This window comes from Actinomycetospora sp. CA-053990 (genome assembly GCF_050948445.1).
GTDB lineage: Bacteria > Actinomycetota > Actinomycetes > Mycobacteriales > Pseudonocardiaceae > Actinomycetospora > Actinomycetospora callitridis.
Map to the genome: position 1 here is coordinate 2759047 of NZ_CP192043.1, position 18194 is coordinate 2777240.

Consider the following 18194-nt stretch of genomic DNA (forward strand, 5'->3'; position numbering starts at 1 on the left):
CTCCTGCGCACCATAAACAGTCGGAACTGACTGTGTCACCGGGTGCGGGCGCGCGTGACCGCGGCCGCGGCGGTCGCCACCGCGAGGGTGACCGCCGCCGCCGCGGCGATCGCGGCGGCCGGGGCGACGGTGTCGATCAGGACGCCGGACAGCGGCGAGGCGATCGCCGCGCCCGCCATGAGCGCGGAGCTGTGCAGCCCGATCGCCACGCCGCGTGCGCCGTCGGGGGCCAGGCGCCCCACGGTCTCGGTGGCCGACGCCAGCGCCGGCGCGCAGAAGGCGCCGGCGGGGATCAGCAGGAGCGTCACGGTCCACCAGGGCCCGCCCAGCGCGACCGGCAGCGACCCGAGCGCGAGCAGGGCCAGCAGCACCGCGGTCGGGGGCGGGCGCCGGGCCCCGCCGTAGATCCAGCCCCCCGTGAGCGACGCGGCGCACCACACGGCGTTGGCCAGGGCGAACCAGGCCGTCTCCCCACGGGCGGTGAGGCCGGCGACGACGGCGAGCTCGGTGGCCGTGAGCATGAGGATCGCCGCCCCCGTCGAGGCCAGGGCGACGAGCATCGGGCCGCGCAACCACGAGCGCACCGGGGGCGCGGCCCGGTCCTCGCCGGACGTGCCCGCCAGGCGCAGCGGCGGGTCCAGCCGGGCCAGCGCGGCCGAGGCGAGGACGAACGCCCCGCCCACGGCCCACAGACCGGGACGGCCGGGCAAGGCGATCGCCACGAGGGTGCCGAGCGCCGGGCCCACCGCGTAGGCGACCTCGGTGGACATCGCGTCGAGGGCGAACGCGGGGCGCTGGTGCTCGTCGGGCACCGAGGCGGCGAGGGACTGGCGCACCGCCGAGAACGCGGGCGGCATGAGCATCCCGGCCACGAACGCCGTGGGGGCGAGCGCCGTCACCGGCAGCAGGGACGCGACGCCCCAGAACGCGGCCTGCGCGAGCCCGCAGATCAGCAGGACGGGACGCAGCCCTCGGCGGTCCATCAGCCGGCCCAGCAGCGGGGCCCCGAGCGCGACGCCGGCCGTCACCGCCCCGCCGACCAGGCCCGCGGCGGCGAACCCGGCGTCGAGACCGACCGCGACGTGCAGCGTGAGCACCACGGCCGTCGCGGTGGCGGGGATGCGGGCCGCGAACCCGACCGTCACGAGCGGGGTGAGACCCGGGAGGCGCAGCACCGCTCCGTAGGTGGCGACGCCGCCCCCCGTCGCCACCCTCATCACCTCCATGGTGCCCGCCGCGTCGCGACTCCTACCCCTCGTGGACCGTGACGTCTGGACGACGAGCCGCACGGGCACACTGGCGCCCATGAGCGAGGCACCCGTCCTTCCCACCGCCACGTACGCCGTCACCGGCGCGACCGGTCACCTCGGCCGCCTCGCCGTCGACGCCCTGCTGCGCCACGGCGTCCCGGCCCGCAACGTGTTCGCGCTGGTCCGCGACACCGCCAGGGCCGACGAGCTGGCCGCCCTCGGCGTCGGCGTCCGCGAGGCCGACTACGACCGTCCGGAGACGCTCGACGCCGCCCTCGAGGGGATCGAGCGCCTGCTGCTGGTCTCCAGCCCCACGGTCGGCGAGCGCCTCACGCAGCACGGCAACGTCATCCGCGCCGCGGACGCCGCCGACGTCGGCTTCGTCGTCTACACGAGCGTGCTCCACGCCGACGAGACCGAGCTCGCGCTGGCGCCCGAGCACGCCGGCACCGAGGACCTCCTCCAGGCGTCCGGCCTGCCGTTCGCGGTGGCCCGCAACGGCTGGTACGTCGAGAACTACACCGGCCGGCTCGACGAGTACCTCGAGCGCGGCGAGATCGTCGGCGCCGCGGGCGACGGACGCGTCTCGGCCGCCACGCGCGCCGACTACGCCGAGGCCGCGGTCTCGCTGCTCCTCGGCGACATCGCCGACCAGCAGGGCTACTGGGAGCTCGGCGGGCCGGCGTTCTCCATGAGCGAGCTCGCCGAGGCGATCACCGAGACCACGGGCACGAAGGTCGTCTACCGCGACGTGTCGGCCGACGAGTACACCGACATCCTGCGCGCCGCAGGCGTGGACGAGGACACGGCGGGCTTCGTGACGTCCCTCGAGCTCTCGACCGCACGCGGGGAGCTGGAGACCGACAGCCCGGCGCTCGAGAACCTGCTGGGGCGTGCGCCGACCTCGCTCGTCGACGCGATCCGTGCGGCGCGCGTGTAGCCCTGCGCGGTAGGAATGCCGCATGGAGACCTTCCACGGGCGTGACGAGCTCGTCGCCTCACTGGGCCGCGAGCTGGGGCCGGGGGAGTGGCTGGAGATCGGCCAGGACCGCATCGACGGCTTCGCCGACGTCACCGGCGATCACCAGTGGATCCACGTCGACGCCGACCGGTCCGCCACCGGGCCGTACGGCGCGACGGTCGCGCACGGTTTCCTGACGCTCTCGCTCCTCCCGTTGCTGCTCGACGGCCTGCGCCGCGTCGAGGGCACGCGGATGGGCCTGAACTACGGGCTCGAGCGCGTGCGCTTCCCGAACGTCGTGCGGTCCGGGACGCGGGTGCGGGCGCGCTCGACGCTCGTGGACGCCACCGACGTCGGGGACGACGGGTTGCAGCTGGTCACGCGCGTGACCATCGAGGTCGAGGGCTCGACCAAGCCGGCCTGCGTCGCCGATCTCGTCACCCGCGCGTACTTCTGACGGGTCGCTCGATCGGGGTAGCCGGGTTCCGCCGGGCGTGTACGGGACCACGAAGGGGTACTAGACGGCCACACGGAGTCGCGTCGTGGCGACCCCGCGAGGAGGTGGTCGTGATGGACGCCCCCCGATCGACGTCGACGACGCGGCGTCCCGAGGCCGGCCCTGCCGGTGCATTCCTTCCCTTCCCCGCCTGGTGGCTCACGGTCACCGATCTCGGACGTGCGTCGGTCGAGACCGCCGCGTGGCACGCGGTCCGGCACGTCCTGCCCGGCAGCGGCCGCGGTAACGGACAGCCCGTGCTCGTGCTGCCCGGGTTCCTCACCAGCGACATCGCCACGGGCGCGCTGCGGGCGCACCTGCGCAACCGTGGCTTCCACACCCACCGGTGGACCCTCGGCCTCAACCAGGGCTTCACCGACACGATCCTCGACGGGCTGCTCGCGCGCTTCGACGAGCTGCACGCTCGCCACGAGCGCCCGATCGCGATCGTGGGCTGGAGCCTCGGGGGGCTCATGGCCCGGTGGCTCGCGCACGTCCGGCCGGACGCCGTCGAGCGCATCGTCTGCCTCGGGTCGCCCTGGCGGGCCGAGGCCGAGGAGAACCGGGTGACCGCCGCCTTCCGCCTCGCCGAGCAGCACTGGGGCTTCTCGGACCGCACGGGCGAGGTCGTCGACCTGGTCCGGCGCCCGGTGCCGGTGCGCTCGGTGGCGATCTACTCGACGTGGGACGGCCTCCTGCACGGCGACGGCTGCCGGCAGGACGACGGCGAGCTCTGCGAGAACGTGGTCGTCCCGAGCAGCCACTGCGGGCTCACCCACAACCCGGCCGCGCTGGTCGCGGTGGTCGACCGCCTCGAGGTGCGCCTGGAGGACTGGCGCCCGTTCGCCTGGGCGCACGCGCTCTCGACGGGCGTCGTCGGGCGCCGTCGGGACCGCCGCCGGACCCCCGAACCGACGGTCGCCGTCGCCGCCTGAACCTCGCCGGTTGCCCACGACCGGTCCGTCGCAGACGCCTCGGCGCGCGAGACGTGGATTACAGCGCCACGGTCGCCGCCGAGGTGTACGACGGTCGGTAGGAGGTGTGCATCAATGGCTGATGTCTCCCGGCTGCCGTGGGCGATCAACGACCACTGGGACTGGCAGCTCCACGCGGCGTGCCGCGGTATGAACTCCGAGGTCTTCTTCCATCCCGACGGCGAACGCGACCCCCGGCGCAGCCAACGCGTCGCCGCGGCCGCGAGCATCTGCTCGGGCTGCCCGGTGCGCGAACCCTGCCGGGACTGGGCCCGGCGCGTCGAGGAGCCCTACGGCGTCTGGGGCGGGGAGAGCGAGCAGGAGCGGCGCGAGCACCTCGCCCGTGCCCGTCACCACGATCGCTCCGCCTGAGCGATCTCCCGCCGCCGACCCGTGGAAAGGTGGGGTCCATGGACGCGCCGGCGGCGTGGGCCCGGGGTCGCCTCCCGGAGGGTGACGGACGTGTGGTGTCGCTCGACGTGAACGGGCTCGCGCTCGACTGCGTCGTGCCGACCGGGGACGGCGAGCCCGAGGGCGCGACGGCGTTCGGGCTGCTCGCGGCGTCGCTGTCGTCGTGCACCGCGATGTCGGTGCGCACGTTCCTGCAGCGCCACGACGTCGAGGCGTGCGACGTGGAGGTCGACGTCGCGCTCGAGGCCGGGCACCCGCCGACGGTGCACCGGCGCGTCGGCCTGCTCGCCGACCTCGACCACGACCTGCGCACCCAGCTCGCCGCGGTGGTCGACTCCACCCCGGTGACGGTCCTGCTCCAGGACGCCCTCGTGATCGTCACGCGCCTGGATGTGGGGCCCGAGCCGCGGGCATGACCGGCCCCCTACGTGAGTGATTTTCCCGGCTATAGCCGGGAAAATCACTCACGGGTCGGGGCGGGGTCGATCATCGGCTCCGGGTCGTCGGGCAGGGCGACGGTGCGCCGGGGGCCGGCGCGGTGCCCCAGGAACGCCGCCCGGTTCGCGTGGCCCATCAGCAGCGGGAGCAGCTCCCGGGCCGTGACGACGCCGTACCAGCCGGCGTGGGCAGCGGCCTCGCCGAACGCCGTCACCGCGTCGGGGCGCACCGTCGGGCCGGCGACGACGAGCGGCGTCGGGTCGCCGGTGTGCAGTACGCCGCCGGTGGACGGGGTGGCGTGGTCGCCGGTGACCGCGACGACGGCACGATCAGCGAGCTCGTGCAGGCCGGCGAGCCCGGTGTCGGCGGCCTCGAGGACGTCGAGCTTGGCCCGCGGGCGCTTGGTGTGCCCGGCGTCGTCGGTGGCCTTGATGTGGACGTGCACGACGCGCGCACCGGCGTCGATCAGGTCGTCGGCGGCGGCCAGGCGGGCCCGGAGATCGGCGGCGACGTCGTCGGAGGGCCGCAGGTGCCGCGACGCCATCCCGAGCACGGCGGCGAGGCCCCGGTAGAGCCCGGTGCTCGTCACCGCGGCGCCGGCGACGCCGTTGTGCTCCGTGAACGACGGGATCGGCGACCGCACGCCCGACCACTTCGTCGTCAGCACCTCCAGCGCGGGGAGGCCGCGGTCGGTGCGGGCGCGGTTGACGGGGTGGGCGCGCAGGGCGGCCCGGGCGTCGCGCAGCAGCGTCTCCAGGGCGGAGGCTGTCGGCGCGGCCCCAGGCTCCTCGGCCAGTGGCAGCACCCGCAGCCACGGATGGCGGTCCTCGAAGAACGGGTCGGAGTCGGTGACGGCGCCGCTCGCGTGCCCGGTGAGCGCGAGCAGCGCCTCGCCCCGGCGGGGGAGCGGGGTGAGCTGCGCGTCGTGCCTCCGGGCGAGCCCCGCCAGGTCGTCGAGCAACCGCGACGCGTCGTCGGTGTCGTCGGGCCCGACCCGCCCGGTGATCCACACCCGCCCCGCCTCGTCGGTCTGCGCCGTCCGCAGCGCCGCGTGGGTGATCGCGACCCCGGCCGGTACGTCGACCCCCGCCCCCAGGGCCTCCAGCACCGCGCGGCCGGGGAAGGGGACGTCGGCGAACCCGAACATCGCCCAGTGCGCGAGCTCGGACGACGGCGCGCGCCCCCAGCCGAAGGGCAGGTGCCAGCCGGACGCCCCCGGGCCGCCAGCGCGTCGAGGACGGGCGTGGCCGCGGCCTCGGACGGCGTGCGACCGCCGAGCTCGGGCACGGGGCGGTCGCCCAGCCCGTCGAGGACGACGAGCACCACGGGCAGCTGGTCGTCGTCGAGACGCGGCTGGGTCTCGCCGTACCCGGGCGGCCTCACGGCCGCGTCCCCAGGAGCTCCCGCAGCACCGGCACCGTGGACGGGAGCACCATCGCCTCCCACGTCCCGTCGGCGAAGCCGTCGCGGATGGCGGCGGCGTCGAGCTTGGTCGCGGGGTCGCCGTCGACGACGGTCACCGCGTAGCCGCCGTCGGCGAGCCGTCCCGCCTTGTCCTCCTCCCACGCCGAGAACGCGCGCACGAAGTGGCGGGCCCCCAGCGGGACGTACTCCGACCACAGCTGCGGGCGGGTGAGGTCGAACGGCACGACCGAGGCGCGGTCGGCCAGGCCCGCCCCCTCGAGCGCCGCGCGCAGCAGCCGCAGGCGCTCGAAGTAGGTGAACGGGTTGGCGGCGTCGGTGTGGCGGTGGGTCGAGGTCGCCGCCTCGTGGCGCGCCCCGGAGTCGGGGTTGGTGACGGCGACGACGAGGTGGTCGTGCTCGGCGAGCGCCAGCGCGAACAGCTCGAGGTGCTGGTGGTGGACGGGCTGGAAGCGTCCGGTGACCGCGGCCAGACCTCGGGGGCAGAGCGTCACTGCCCGCGCCGGAGCAGCCCGCGCGCGATCGCGTTGCGCTGGATCTCCACCGTGCCTGCGGGGATCTTCAGGTTGCGGGCGAGGCGGAAGAGCTTCTCCTCGGGTGAGCCCAGCCGCAGACCGGTGCCGCCGTGCACCTGGACGGCGCGGTCGGCGACGCGGAAGAACGCCTCGTCGTTGATCACCTTCACGAGGCTCATGAGACGCGGCGCGTCCGCGTGCAGCGGGATCCCGAAGGCGCCGCCCGGCATCGCGTCGAGCTCGGCCTGCGCCTGCAGCGACGCCGCGCGGGCCGCGTACACGTCGGCGTCCATGTCGGCGAGCATGTGCTGCACCGCCTGCAGCTCGGCGATCGGCCGCCCGCCCGAGGTCCGCTCCCGGGCGCGATCGACGGCCCGCGCCAGCAGCCACCCGCCCCAGCCCGCGCACATCCCGCCGCGGCAGAGGCGTCGCCAGTTGATCCAGGCCATGGCCAGCACGAACCCGTCGCCCACCTCGCCGACGACGTTCTCGGCGGGTACCCGCACCCCGTCGAGGTGGAGCTCGCCGGTGAGGCCGTCGTCGAGCATCGTCGGGATGTCGCGGCCGCGGGAGAACCCGGGGGCGGTCGCGTCGACGAGGAACATCGACAGCGATCGGGTGCCGGCGCCGGGCTCGGTGACCGCGGTGACCTGGACGACGTCGGCGAAGTGGGCGTTGGTGATCCAGGCCTTGGTGCCGTCGAGGATCCAGTCGGAGCCGTCGCGGCGTGCGCGGGTCTCCATCGCCAGGACGTCGGTGCCGACGGAGATCTCGGTGTTGGCGAACGCCGCGGTGATCTCACCGGCGATCAGCGGCTCGAGCCACTGCTCCCGGGCCGCGTCGGAGCAGTGCTCGATCGCCGGGTTCGCGCCCTCGGTCCAGCCCAGCGCGGCCAGGCCCAGGCCGAGCCCGGAGTGCCGGTACACGTACTCCTCGACGTGCTGCATCTCCGCGCGGGCGAAGCCCCCGCCGCCGACGGCCGCGCCGACGTGGGGGTTGTAGAGCCCGGCCGCGGCCGAGCGGCGCTGGACCTCCCGGCGCGCCTCCCAGACGGCGGGGTGCATGCGCCCGGCCTCGTCGAGGCGCGGGTTCCAGGGCGAGCCGACGTCCTGGCGGGCGAGGTCGGCCTCGAGGGGCTCGACCTCCGCGGTGAGGAAGGCGGCGAACCGCTCGGTGTACTCGGCGACGCGGTCGGTGGCGCCGGCGGGGGAGATCGTCACGGTCATGCCCTACGGCCGCTGGGGGTGCCGCGTCAACCGTCCTAGGGTCGGGGCATGCCGCTGCTGTCCGCCGAGTCCTCGGTCCTGCTCGTCGTCGACCTGCAGGAACGCCTGATGCCGGCCATCAGCGCGGGGGCGGAGGTGCTGCAGAACGCCGTGCGGCTCGTGCGCGGCGCCGATCTGACCGGCGTCGACGTCCACGCCACCGAGCAGAACCCGGCGGGCCTCGGCCCCACCGTCGGCGAGATCGCCGACCTCCTGCCCCGTCCCGCGCAGGCGAAGACGTCCTTCGCGGCGGACGTCGACCCCGGGCCGGGCACGATCGTCGTCGCGGGCTGCGAGGCCCACGTCTGCGTGCTCCAGACCGTCCTCGCCCTGCGCGCCCAGGGCCGGGACGTCGCCGTGGTCGCCGACGCCGTCGGCAGCCGCGCCCCGGCGAACCACGGCCGGGCCCTCGAGCGCCTGCGCGCTCATGGCGTCGACGTCGTCACCACCGAGATGGTGCTGTTCGAGTGGCTGCACGACAGCGACCACGCCGCGTTCCGCGACGTCCAGAAGCTGATCCGCTGACTCAGGCGCCGGGGGAGCGGACCACGAGCAGGAGCGTGTCGTCGTCGCGGTGCCCGTCGGTGTGCACGTCGACGGCCGCGAGGACGGCGTCGGCGACGGCGTCCGCGTGGGCCCCGGCCGGCAGCGCCTCGAGGGCCCGACGCAGCCGGTCCTCCCCGAACTGCTCCCGGCTGCCCGCCGCACGGGCCTCGGTGACCCCGTCGGTGTGGAGCACGAGCGCCGCGCCCGGCGGCAGCGTGATCGTCTGGGCGGCGACGTCGGCCTCGGCGCGGATACCGAGCACGCGACCGCCGCCGTCGAGCTCGGTGACCGCACCCCCGGGATGCCAGACGACGCCCGGGGGGTGCCCGGCGGCGGCGATCTGGACGGTCAGGCCGGCGGGCTCGGGGGCGTCGTGGTCGGTGATCTGGGCGTAGACGGCGGTGACGAAGCTCCGCGCGGTGTCGAACCAGTCGTGCAGGACGCCGTTGACGGCGGTGAGCACGAGGGCCGGGTCGGGCTCGCTGTGCCCGAGGGCGCGGGCGGTGGAGCGGGCGAGCGCCGTGGTGCGGGCGGCGTCGGCGCCGTGCCCGCAGACGTCGCCGACGACGACGCCCCAGCCCGTGGGCGTGGCGAACACGTCGTAGAAGTCGCCGAGGACCTCCCCGCTGTACGAGTGGCCGTCGGTGGGGCCGCGGTGCCGCGCGGCGATCTCCATGCCGGGGACGCGCGGGGGGTGCTGGGGGGTCAGGGACTGCTGCAGCGTCTCGGCGAGCTCGACCGCGGCACCCGCCTGCCGGCGCGCGGCGGTGGCGAGGGCGTCCGCGCGCTCGGCGCGGTCGTAGGCACGGCGGGCGTCCCGGTCGGAGGCGCGGGCGGCGCGGTCGGAGGCCTGCAGCCGGTGCGCGAGCTCGTCGGCCGAGCGCTGCGAGATGTCGAGGTCGGCACGCAGGGCCATCTCGTCCCCGGCCGCCCGGGCGATCCCCGCGAGCCGGCGGACCTGCTCGTCGGTCCAGGGCCGCGACCGGGTGTCGACGACCGTGAGCGAGCCCAGGACAGCGCCGTCGGTGTCCCGGATCGGGAACCCCGCCCACGCGCGGATGCCGACGGCGAGCACGGCCGCGGACTCCCCGTCGCGGGAGATCCCGTCGGCGTCGGGGACGACGACGGGATGTTGCGCGTCGGCGACGAGACGGCAGAGGGTCTCGGCGACCGGCACCTCCCGGTCGATGGGGTCCGCGCCGGGGGCCGCGTGCCACACCCGGACGCCGTCGTCGCCGAGCCGGCTCACCAGGGCGATCGGGGCGGACGCGACGTCGCAGGCCAGCTCGGTCAGGCGGTCGAACGGCTCCGCGGGGCCGGGCGGCGGGGTCGGGACGGGGGACCGGTGCTCCTCGACGTCACCACTCACCCGGCTCCACCTCCCTCACGACGACACCTGCGCGGTACCCACCCGACGACGGTCGCGCACAATCATTCCAGGCCTCCGCCGCGTCTGCCGACCCGTACGGGCGCTCGGCGCGGCGTTGCTCCCTGTGGATCAGCGCCGGTACGCAGCCGCCGGATGGGACGCGGCGACCCGAGGGCCCGCCCCGCCGAGGACCTCGCGCAGCGTCCCGGCCGCCGGGGTGGCGGGCATCCGCCCGCGGCGCCGCAGCTCGGGCACGACCAGCTCCGCGACGTCGACGAACGTGCCTGGCGTGACCGCGTAGGCGAGGTTGAAGCCGTCGGCGCCGGTCTCGTCGACCCAGCGCTCCATCTCGTCGGCGACCTCGCCCGGCGACCCCACCGCCACCGGACCACGGCCCCCGACGGCGAGGTGCGCGGTGACCTCGGCCAGGGTCCACTCCCGATCCGGGTCGTCGGTGGTGAACGACGCGAGCGCCGAGCGGCCCGCGTCGGTCTCGACGTGGCGCAGGGGCTCGTGCGGATCGACGCCCGAGAGGTCGAGGCCCGTCCAGCCGCCGAAGAGCGCGAGCGCGCCCTCGGTCGAGGCCACCGCGAGGTACTCCTCGTACTGCGCCCGCGCCGCCTCCGAGGTCTCGGCCACCACCGGCGCGAGCTGCACGAACACCGTCACCGACTCCGGGTCGCGCCCGGCCTCCGCCGCCGCCGCGCGGATGCCGGCCACCGACTTCGCGACCACCGTCGTCGACGGCCCCGAGACGAACACCGCCTCGGCGTGCCGCCCGGCGAACGCCAGGCCTCGCGGGGACGCCCCGGCCTGGAAGATCGCCGGGGTGCGCTGGGCCGAGGGCTCGCAGAGGAAGGGGCCCGGCACGTCGAACCAGGTGCCGTGGTGGCCGATGTCGTGGACCTTCGCCGGGTCGGTGTAGACGCCGCGCTCGGCGTCGCGCACGACGGCGTCGTCCTCCCAGGAGCCCTCCCACAGCTTGTAGCAGACCTCGAGGTACTCCTCGGCCATCTCGTAGCGCTGGTCGTGGGCGAGCTGCTCGCCCAGGCCGAGGTTCGCCGCCGCGCTCGCCAGGTAGCCGGTGACGACGTTCCAGGCCACCCGCCCCTTCGTCAGGTGGTCGAGCGTCGTGAAGCGGCGGGCCAGGGCGTAGGGGTGCTCGTAGCTCACCGAGACCGTGATGCCGAACCCCAGCCGCGACGTCGCCGCGGCCATCGCCGGCACGGGCAGCATCGGGTCGCCGAGCGGGACCTGGGTGCCGGCGCGCAGCGCGCCGTCCCGCGAGCCGCCGTAGACGTCGTAGATCCCCAGCACGTCGGCCAGGAACAGCGCGTCGAACCCGGCGTCCTCGAGCACCCGGGCCAGATCCACCCAGTGCTCGACGTCGGTGTAGCGGAACCCCTCGTCGCGCGGGTGGCGCCACAGCCCCGCCGACTGGTGGCCGGCGCAGTTCATGGCGAACGCGTTGAGGTGGATGCGGCGGGACACGTGCCTCCTAGGGTGCGAGCGGCTCGAGCGCAGTCTCCCGCGCCAGCAGGGCGGCGCCCGTGGTGAGCACCGACAGCACGGCGAGGAACGCCACGACCAGCCAGAACGAGCCCGTCGCGCCGACGAGGGCGGCGGCCACGAGCGGCGCGAACCCGCCCGCGACCACGGACCCGATGCCGTAGCCGAGCGAGGCACCGCTGTAGCGCAACCGCGTCGAGAACAGCTCGGCGAACCACGCCGCCTGCGGCCCGTACATCGCGTCGTGGGTGACGTTGATGCCGAGCACCATGGCCAGGACGATCAACGTCGTCGAGCCCGTACCGACCGCGAGGAAGAACAGGGCCAGCGTGATCGTGCCGCCGATCGAGCCGACGAGGTAGGGCGTCCGGCGCCCGATCCGGTCGGAGAGGATCGCCCACAGCGGCGTCGTGGCGAGCCCCAGCGCGGACGTGACGACCACCGCGAGCAGGCCCGCGCTGCTGGCCTTGCCCAGCTCGCCGGCGATGTAGGTCAGGCCGTAGGTCGTGAGCAGGACGAACAGGGCGATCTGCGAGAGCCGCAGCCCCGTGGTGAGGACGACGTTGCGCGGGGCGGCGCGCAGCACCTCGACGACCGGCAGGCGGGCGACGTCACCGCGTTCGCGCAGGGCCCGGAACTCCGGGGCGTCCTGGATGCGCAGGCGGATGAACAGCCCGACGCCGACGAGCACGATGCTCGCGACGAAGGGCAGGCGCCACGCCCAGGCCAGGAACGCCTCGTCGCCGGCGATCACGCGGACCAGGAACAGCGAGCCGGTGGCGAGCAGCATCCCGGCCGGCGACCCGAGCTGGGTGAAGCTGCCGAAGAACCCGCGGCGCCGCTCCGGGGCGTGCTCGACGGCGAGGATCGCCGCGCCCGCCCACTCGCCGCCCACGGCGAGGCCCTGGACGATCCGCAGGACCACCAGCAGCGCCGGGGCCCAGACGCCGATCGTGGCGTAGGTGGGCAGCAGCCCGATCGCCGTGGTGGCGACGCCCATCGTCACCAGCGCGGCGATGAGCACGGCCTTGCGTCCGAGCCGGTCGCCGAGGTGACCCGAGATCACCGCGCCGATCGGGCGGGCGCCGAAGCCCGCCGCGTAGGTCGCGAACGCCGCCAGCGTGCCGGCCGTCGGGCTGATCGACGGGAAGAAGAGCTGGTTGAACACCAGGGCGGTGGCCGTGGCGTAGAGGTAGAAGTCGTACCACTCGATCGTGGTGCCGATGGCGCTCGCGAGGGCGACGCGGCGCGGGGTGTGGGTGGACTCGGTCGACAGCGGGCTGGCGGTCGTGGACACACGGGCTCCCGGGACGGGGGAGGGACGGGGAGGCGTCGTGAGCCCGGGGCCGGGCTCGGTGTGTCAGCGACAGCCGGAACTGGCGACGCGCATGAGGTCGACGTGGAGTCGCCACGTCAGCACCCTGCGCTCACCCATGGCGGGGGATGTTCGCGACCCCCACCGCGGGAGTCAACCGCCGGGGAGCAGCGTCACGTCGTCCGGTGTTCCGGAGCGCCGGGTCCCTGCGGGGCGTCGATGAGCCCGACGTGGCGGGCGCGGGCCACGGCCTCGCGGCGGCTCCCGACGCCGAGCTTGTGGTAGATCGCGCGCTGGTGGGTCTTGATCGTGTTCAGCGAGACGGCGAGGTCCTGGGCGATCTCGACCGACGAGCGCTGGCTCGGGAGGAAGGCCAGCACGGTGCGCTCGCGGTCGGTGAGGGGGTCCCGGACCGCCTCGACGTCGGACGGGCCGCGGGCGAGGATCTCGTCGACGAGGGCGTCCAGGGCGCCGAACGCGCCGTGGTGGCCGGCGAGGTGCGCTCGGAGCGGCTCGGGGAGCGTAGTGAAGGGGCGCCGGAGGTCGAACCGGGCGGCGAGACGCAGGGCGCGGCAGAGCTGCTCGTGGACGTAGGCGTGCTCGTCGAGCGTGGCGGCGATCTCGGCGTCGAGCAGGAGGGCGTCGACGATGCCGAGCCCGGTCAGGAGGCGCAGCCGCCGGGCGAAGACCGGGGCGAGCAGCGTGCGGGCCCCGGCGTCGCCGGCGGTGCTCCACTGGAGGCGCGCGTGCAGGAGTGCCCCTTCCACCGAGCCCGCCAGCTGCGACGCGGCGGCGCGCGTCACCTCGGCCGCCTCCCGGGCCCGGCCCAGCCCGAGGGCCGCGTGCTGCTCGAGGTTGGCGGCGAGCGCGACCTGCGGGTCGGTCAGGGTGAGGTCGGAGGCCGCCCGCCGGATGCTGCGGAGGCGCTGCCAGCCGGCCAGGGGCCGGCCCGTGTCGTGGTCCACCGCCGCGCGCAGGACCTCGATCGCCGTCGTCACCTGGGGGTGGGTGTGGTCCGCGGCGACCTCCCCGGACGACAGATGGCGCAGGGCGGCGTCCGGGCGCCCGCCGAGGAGCTCGGCCGAGGCCACCACCACGCGGGCGCGCTGGTGCCCGGGGCTGCGGGGCCACTCCTGGCTCGTCGCGCGCGAGACCACGGCGCGCGCGTGCTCGAGTGACCCGGCCTTGTCGCTGCCGAGGAGTCGGGCGACCCCCAGCGAGCTCCGGGCCTGGACGGCGAGGTACGGCCACCCGTACCGCTCCGCGAGGGCGAGGGCCTCGGTCGCGTCGCGGTGTGCCTGCTCGGGCGCGGCGTACACGAGCCCGCTGGCCCGGGCCGCGAGCGCGAGGGCCCGCAGCGGGATGCCCGTCACGGACTCCGTCCGGATCGCGTGGGCGGCGGCCGCGACGTCCTCGATTCGTCCGCGCGCGAGCGACGCCCGCACGGCGACGATGCGCCGGAAGACGGTGACGTCGTCGCTCTCGCGGTCGGTCAGCTCGGCATCGGCGGCGGAGACGAGCTCGTCCGCGCGACCGAGGTCGCCGTTCTCCAGGGCCGCCAGCCCCAGGACGAGTCGGACCCGTGGGTCCGCTCCGGACCCCGCGATCATCTGTTCCGACTGCGCGAGGGCGTCGAACTCTCCGCGCCCCAGGAGCTCGACGGCGCGGGCACGGAGCAGGACCTCGGTGGTGTCGACGTCGCCCGCGAGGCGCGCGCACCGGAGGGCCTCGAGGTGGTCGCCCCGGGCGTCGTGCCATGCGGCCGCCCGCCGGTAGAGGCCGCGGAGGTGGTCGGGCCGGCCTCGCCGCAGCCGGGCGAGCGTGTGGGACCTCAGCAGCTCGTGCACGCGGTAGTACTCGCGACGCCGGTCGGTCGCGGTCACCATCGCCGTGCTCGTCGCGAGCCCGTCCAGGACGTCGCCGGCGTCGTCGTGACCGGTGAGGGCGACGGCGAGGTCGAGGTGCAGCGGCGAGGTGACCGTCGCGGCGGCCAGCACCGCGTGCTCGCGCTCGCCGAGGTGGGCCAGGACCTCGCCGACGAGGTAGTCGGCCACGGACCGGTCGTCGCCGGCGAACTCGCGGACGAAGGCGGCCGGGTCGTCGCGGCGGTGCAGGGACAGGCTCGCCAGCCGCAGCGCGGCGACCCAGCCCTCGGTGCGCGCGACGAGCGTCGCGGTCTGGTCGTCGTCGAGCTCGAGCCCCTCCCGACGGAACAGCTCCGCCGCCTGCGGCTCGGTGAACGCGAGCTGGTCGACCCGGACCTGCCCGAGACGGTCGTCGAGCCGCAGCCGGTCGATCCCCACGGGCGGGTCGTACCGGCTGGACAGCACGATGGTGAGCATCGGGAGGGGATGGCGCAGGAGCTCCTGCAGGCCGATCAGGGCGCTGTGGTCGACGATCGTCTGGAGGTCGTCGAGCACCAGCCGGACCGGGGTGGTGAGGCCGTCGAGGGCCTCCAGGACGTCGGAGACGATTTCGTCGCGCGCGGCGTCGTCGCTCCACGAGGGCGCGATCCGGTGCAGCGGGCTGTCCTCGGCGACGGCCGGGCAGGCCGTGAGCGCGGCGAGCACGGAGGCCCACCAGCGGTGCTCGTCGCGGTCGCCGGCGTCGAGCCCCACCCACGCGACGGCGACGTCCGGGTCGGCCCGGACCCAGTCGGTGACCGCAGCCGTCTTGCCGTACCCGGCCGGCGCGCTGACCAGGACGACGCGGCCGCGCTCGGGGGGCCCGCTCTGGGCGTCCAGGGCCGCCCGCACGGACGGGCGTTCCACGAAGCCGGGCGGCCGGAGCGGCACGGTGATCTTCGCTCGCCGCATGCCACCCCCCGCGACCGATCTGCTGCAGCCGTCCGAGCCGTTCTAGCGCGCCGGAGCGGGGAGTGGATCCCCGCCTGCCGACTGATCAGGTCGGATTCGCCGGATTGCCACGTGTGTCGCACCTGGTTCACCCGACATGGCGACACCCGAACGGTGGCCAGTCGTCCGTCTGCGAGCCCGGCGGTCGCTCAGCCGACGAGGGCCGAGATGCCGTCGCCGACGAGCTTCAGCCCGATGACCACCAGCAGCACGCACATGATCGCGGTGTTGTGCACGGCCATCCAGCCACGCAGGCGTTCCAGGATCCGCTGCGACCGCGCACCGAGGCCGACGTAGATCGCCAGCGGCACGCCCGGCCCGAGGGTGCCGAGCAGCACGAACAGCCCGAGGGCGACGGCCTGCCCGCCCGGGGAGACGCCGGCCTGGGCGATGGCTGCCGCGGCACCCACGGTGATGAGCAGGTTCTTCGGGTTCGCCGCCGAGAGGGCGAGGCCCAGGCCCGCCGACTTCACGGGGCTGAAACGGTCGATGCTCGCCATCCAGCCGGGGAGCGCGGCGGTCCCGCCGCGGGGACGGCGGCGCCACTGCAGCCCCGCGAGCACGATCAGCGCGACCCCGAGCAGGACGCTCACGACGCCGACCCACGTCGCCGGCCCGCTCCCGTCGCTCCCGCCGGATCCTCCGGAGAGGAGCAGGACGATCGTGCCGACCGCGGAGAGGCCGACCAGCCAGCCGAGCAGGAACGACGAGCCGTTCACCCCGCCGCGCGGGGTCGCCAGCATCAGGACGACCGCGATGATCGGGATCGGGCTCAGGGCCACCCCGAGGGCGAGCGGGAGGACCGCGCCGATCGCGCTACCCATGGTCGGTTCCCTTCTCGAGCACCCCTGGGGGACGGCGCGATCGGCCGGGTCGTGGCACGCCAGAGCCTCGGGTGCCGACGGTGGGGGCGCCTCACCCCCTGCGGGTGACCTCCCGTGACGCGCCCGGGCCGGGCGACGTCGTCGGCCTTCCTCCGCCCACCACGTCGCGACGTCCCGGCACCGCCCCGTCGTCCCGGCTCATCCCCGGCGGAGGAGGCGCACCCGCACCCGGGACGGCCATCGTCTCCCTCGATGACACGGAGCCCGGGGAGGCCGGACATGTCCAGCGGCCGCTACGAGTTCCGCGTCCAGGGTCGGCTCTCCGACGACGTCGCGGGCGAGTTCGACGAGCTCGAGGTGGCCGAGGCCGTGCCCGAGACCGTCATGCACGGCGAGGTCCTCGACGAGGCCCACCTCCACGGCATCCTCGCCCGCTTCCAGTCGCTCGGCCTGCGCGTGGTCTCGATGCGCGAGGTCCCCCGATGACCCCGAAGGAGCTCCTCCGTGCCTGACTCGAAGCCGAACATCCTCGTCATCTGGGGCGACGACATCGGGATCACCAACCTGTCCTGCTACAGCGACGGGCTGATGGGGTACCGCACGCCGAACATCGACCGGATCGCGGCCGAGGGGATGCGGTTCACCGACTCCTACGGCGAGCAGAGCTGCACCGCCGGGCGGGCCGCGTTCATCACCGGGCAGAGTGTGTACCGCACCGGGATGAGCAAGGTCGGGTTCCCCGGCGCCGACGTCGGGCTCGACCCGGCCGACCCGACGATCGCCGAACTGCTGAAGCCGATGGGCTACGCGACCGGGCAGTTCGGCAAGAACCACCTGGGCGACCTCAACAAGTTCCTGCCGACCGTGCACGGGTTCGACGAGTTCTTCGGGAACCTCTACCACCTCAACGCCGAGGAGGAGCCCGAGCTGCCGGACTTCCCCGGCAAGGAGCAGTACCCCCGCCTGCACGACATCCAGCTCCCGCGCGGGGTCCTGCACTGCTGGGCGACCGACGAGGACGACGACACGATCGACCCGAAGTACGGCCGGGTCGGCAAGCAGCGCATCGAGGACACGGGCCCGCTGTCGAAGAAGCGCATGGAGACGATCGACGACGAGACCACCGCGGCGTGCGCGGGGTGGATCCGCAAGCAGCACGAGGCCGGGACCCCGTTCTTCTGCTGGATGAACATGACCCACATGCACCTCCGGACGCACACCAAGCCGGAGAGCCTGGGCCAGGCCGGCTTCTGGCAGTCGCCGTACCACGACACGATGATCGACCACGACCGCAACGTCGGGCAGCTGCTCGACCTGCTCGACGAGCTCGGTCTCGCCGAGGACACCATCGTCATCTACTCCACCGACAACGGGCCGCACGCCAACACCTGGCCCGACGGCGCGACGACACCGTTCCGCAGCGAGAAGGACACGAACTGGGAAGGCGCGTTCCGCGTGCCCGAGGTCATCCGGTGGCCGGGCCACATCGCGGCGGGCTCCATCTCGAACGACATCGTCCAGCACCACGACTGGCTGCCGACCTTCCTCGCGGCCGCGGGCGACCCCGACATCGTCGAGGAGCTCAAGACGGGGCACCAGGTGGGCGTAAAGCAGTTCCGCGTGCACATCGACGGCTGGAACCTGCTGCCGTACCTGACCGGCGAGGTCGAGCACTCGCCCCGCCGTGGGTTCATGTACTTCTCCGACGACGCCGACGTGCTCGGTATCCGCTTCGAGAACTGGAAGATCGTGTTCATGGAGCAGCGCAAGGAGGGCACGCTGGGCATCTGGGCCGAGCCCTTCACCGTGCTGCGCGTGCCGAAGCTCTTCAACCTGCGCACCGACCCCTTCGAACGCGCCGACATCACGTCGAACACCTACTGGGACTGGTTCCTCGACCACGACTACATCGCGATGTACGGCACGGCGATCGCGACGGCGTTCCTCGAGACGTTCCGGGAGTACCCGCCGCGCCAGGAGCCCGCGAGCTTCACGATCGACCACGCGGTCGCGAAGCTCCACGCCTTCCTCGCCCGGGACTGAC

The 18194-nt window shown here is 74.7% G+C and carries 17 protein-coding genes; 8 read left to right on the plus strand and 9 right to left on the minus strand.

Features of this window, described 5'->3' with window-relative positions:
• Window positions 1-35: 35 nt before the first annotated feature.
• Window positions 36-1217 carry an MFS transporter gene (locus ACQPYN_RS14135; protein ID WP_433037860.1) on the minus strand — a complete coding sequence of 394 codons (1182 nt, stop codon included), beginning with the start codon at window positions 1215-1217 and terminating at the stop codon, window positions 36-38.
• An 88-nt stretch (window positions 1218-1305) separates the two neighbouring features.
• Between ACQPYN_RS14135 and ACQPYN_RS14140 the strand changes: the two genes are divergently transcribed.
• The 5 genes from ACQPYN_RS14140 (at window position 1306) to ACQPYN_RS14160 (ending at window position 4508) form a co-directional block, all read left to right on the plus strand.
• Window positions 1306-2190 carry an SDR family oxidoreductase gene (locus ACQPYN_RS14140; protein ID WP_433037862.1) on the plus strand — a complete coding sequence of 295 codons (885 nt, stop codon included), beginning with the start codon at window positions 1306-1308 and terminating at the stop codon, window positions 2188-2190.
• Between the two features lie 22 nt (window positions 2191-2212).
• Window positions 2213-2668, plus strand: coding sequence for a MaoC family dehydratase (locus tag ACQPYN_RS14145; protein WP_433037864.1), 456 nt, complete (start codon window positions 2213-2215; stop codon window positions 2666-2668).
• A 113-nt stretch (window positions 2669-2781) separates the two neighbouring features.
• Window positions 2782-3642, plus strand: a complete 861-nt coding sequence (locus ACQPYN_RS14150; RefSeq protein ID WP_433037866.1) for an esterase/lipase family protein — start codon at window positions 2782-2784, stop codon at window positions 3640-3642.
• A 114-nt stretch (window positions 3643-3756) separates the two neighbouring features.
• Window positions 3757-4053 (plus strand): WhiB family transcriptional regulator, encoded by a 297-nt coding sequence (locus tag ACQPYN_RS14155; protein WP_433037868.1) that lies wholly within the window; start codon window positions 3757-3759, stop codon window positions 4051-4053.
• A 38-nt stretch (window positions 4054-4091) separates the two neighbouring features.
• Window positions 4092-4508, plus strand: coding sequence for an OsmC family protein (locus ACQPYN_RS14160; RefSeq protein WP_433037870.1), 417 nt, complete (start codon window positions 4092-4094; stop codon window positions 4506-4508).
• Between the two features lie 44 nt (window positions 4509-4552).
• Here ACQPYN_RS14160 and ACQPYN_RS14165 read toward each other — a convergent pair whose 3' ends face one another.
• The 3 genes from ACQPYN_RS14165 to ACQPYN_RS14175 all read right to left on the minus strand — a co-directional run bounded on the left by ACQPYN_RS14165 (window position 4553) and on the right by ACQPYN_RS14175 (window position 7687).
• Window positions 4553-5728: an alkaline phosphatase family protein gene (locus ACQPYN_RS14165; protein ID WP_433038883.1), complete on the minus strand. Its 1176-nt coding sequence runs from the start codon at window positions 5726-5728 to the stop codon at window positions 4553-4555.
• A gap of 181 nt (window positions 5729-5909) precedes the next feature.
• Window positions 5910-6446, minus strand: coding sequence for an adenylyltransferase/cytidyltransferase family protein (locus ACQPYN_RS14170; RefSeq protein ID WP_433037872.1), 537 nt, complete (start codon window positions 6444-6446; stop codon window positions 5910-5912).
• Entirely contained in the window at window positions 6443-7687 is a 1245-nt protein-coding gene (locus tag ACQPYN_RS14175) for an acyl-CoA dehydrogenase family protein (RefSeq protein ID WP_433037874.1), read from the minus strand. Before ACQPYN_RS14175 ends, ACQPYN_RS14170 begins: the two co-directional genes overlap by 4 nt.
• 54 nt (window positions 7688-7741) lie before the next feature.
• Between ACQPYN_RS14175 and ACQPYN_RS14180 the strand changes: the two genes are divergently transcribed.
• Window positions 7742-8257 (plus strand): isochorismatase family protein, encoded by a 516-nt coding sequence (locus tag ACQPYN_RS14180; protein ID WP_433037876.1) that lies wholly within the window; start codon window positions 7742-7744, stop codon window positions 8255-8257.
• A gap of 1 nt (window position 8258) precedes the next feature.
• On the opposite strand, the gene ACQPYN_RS14185 is transcribed toward ACQPYN_RS14180, so the two are convergent.
• From ACQPYN_RS14185 to ACQPYN_RS14205, 5 genes are all read right to left on the minus strand, one after another.
• Window positions 8259-9647, minus strand: a complete 1389-nt coding sequence (locus ACQPYN_RS14185) for a PP2C family protein-serine/threonine phosphatase (RefSeq protein WP_433037878.1) — start codon at window positions 9645-9647, stop codon at window positions 8259-8261.
• A 129-nt stretch (window positions 9648-9776) separates the two neighbouring features.
• The gene (locus ACQPYN_RS14190) at window positions 9777-11138 is read right to left on the minus strand and encodes an LLM class flavin-dependent oxidoreductase (RefSeq protein WP_433037880.1); all 1362 of its coding nucleotides are present in this window, start codon (window positions 11136-11138) and stop codon (window positions 9777-9779) included.
• Between the two features lie 7 nt (window positions 11139-11145).
• Window positions 11146-12453 carry an MFS transporter gene (locus tag ACQPYN_RS14195; protein WP_433037883.1) on the minus strand — a complete coding sequence of 436 codons (1308 nt, stop codon included), beginning with the start codon at window positions 12451-12453 and terminating at the stop codon, window positions 11146-11148.
• Window positions 12454-12644: 191 nt separating this feature from the next.
• Window positions 12645-15287: a LuxR C-terminal-related transcriptional regulator gene (locus ACQPYN_RS14200; RefSeq protein WP_433037887.1), complete on the minus strand. Its 2643-nt coding sequence runs from the start codon at window positions 15285-15287 to the stop codon at window positions 12645-12647.
• 188 nt (window positions 15288-15475) lie between these two features.
• Window positions 15476-16150, minus strand: a complete 675-nt coding sequence (locus ACQPYN_RS14205) for a GAP family protein (RefSeq protein ID WP_433037889.1) — start codon at window positions 16148-16150, stop codon at window positions 15476-15478.
• 279 nt (window positions 16151-16429) lie between these two features.
• Between ACQPYN_RS14205 and ACQPYN_RS14210 the strand changes: the two genes are divergently transcribed.
• Window positions 16430-16636 carry a hypothetical protein gene (locus ACQPYN_RS14210; RefSeq protein WP_433037891.1) on the plus strand — a complete coding sequence of 69 codons (207 nt, stop codon included), beginning with the start codon at window positions 16430-16432 and terminating at the stop codon, window positions 16634-16636.
• Window positions 16637-16654: 18 nt separating this feature from the next.
• The gene (locus tag ACQPYN_RS14215) at window positions 16655-18193 is read left to right on the plus strand and encodes an arylsulfatase (protein WP_433037893.1); all 1539 of its coding nucleotides are present in this window, start codon (window positions 16655-16657) and stop codon (window positions 18191-18193) included.
• Window position 18194 lies beyond the last annotated feature (1 nt).

Coding starts and splice junctions, on each gene's coding strand:
- ACQPYN_RS14135 (WP_433037860.1), bottom strand. CDS start 1,217: ATGAGGGTGGCGACGGGGGGCGGCGTCGCCACCTACGGAGCGGTGCTG.
- ACQPYN_RS14140 (WP_433037862.1), top strand. CDS start 1,306: ATGAGCGAGGCACCCGTCCTTCCCACCGCCACGTACGCCGTCACCGGC.
- ACQPYN_RS14145 (WP_433037864.1), top strand. CDS start 2,213: ATGGAGACCTTCCACGGGCGTGACGAGCTCGTCGCCTCACTGGGCCGC.
- ACQPYN_RS14150 (WP_433037866.1), top strand. CDS start 2,782: ATGGACGCCCCCCGATCGACGTCGACGACGCGGCGTCCCGAGGCCGGC.
- ACQPYN_RS14155 (WP_433037868.1), top strand. CDS start 3,757: ATGGCTGATGTCTCCCGGCTGCCGTGGGCGATCAACGACCACTGGGAC.
- ACQPYN_RS14160 (WP_433037870.1), top strand. CDS start 4,092: ATGGACGCGCCGGCGGCGTGGGCCCGGGGTCGCCTCCCGGAGGGTGAC.
- ACQPYN_RS14180 (WP_433037876.1), top strand. CDS start 7,742: ATGCCGCTGCTGTCCGCCGAGTCCTCGGTCCTGCTCGTCGTCGACCTG.
- ACQPYN_RS14200 (WP_433037887.1), bottom strand. CDS start 15,287: ATGCGGCGAGCGAAGATCACCGTGCCGCTCCGGCCGCCCGGCTTCGTG.
- ACQPYN_RS14205 (WP_433037889.1), bottom strand. CDS start 16,150: ATGGGTAGCGCGATCGGCGCGGTCCTCCCGCTCGCCCTCGGGGTGGCC.
- ACQPYN_RS14210 (WP_433037891.1), top strand. CDS start 16,430: ATGTCCAGCGGCCGCTACGAGTTCCGCGTCCAGGGTCGGCTCTCCGAC.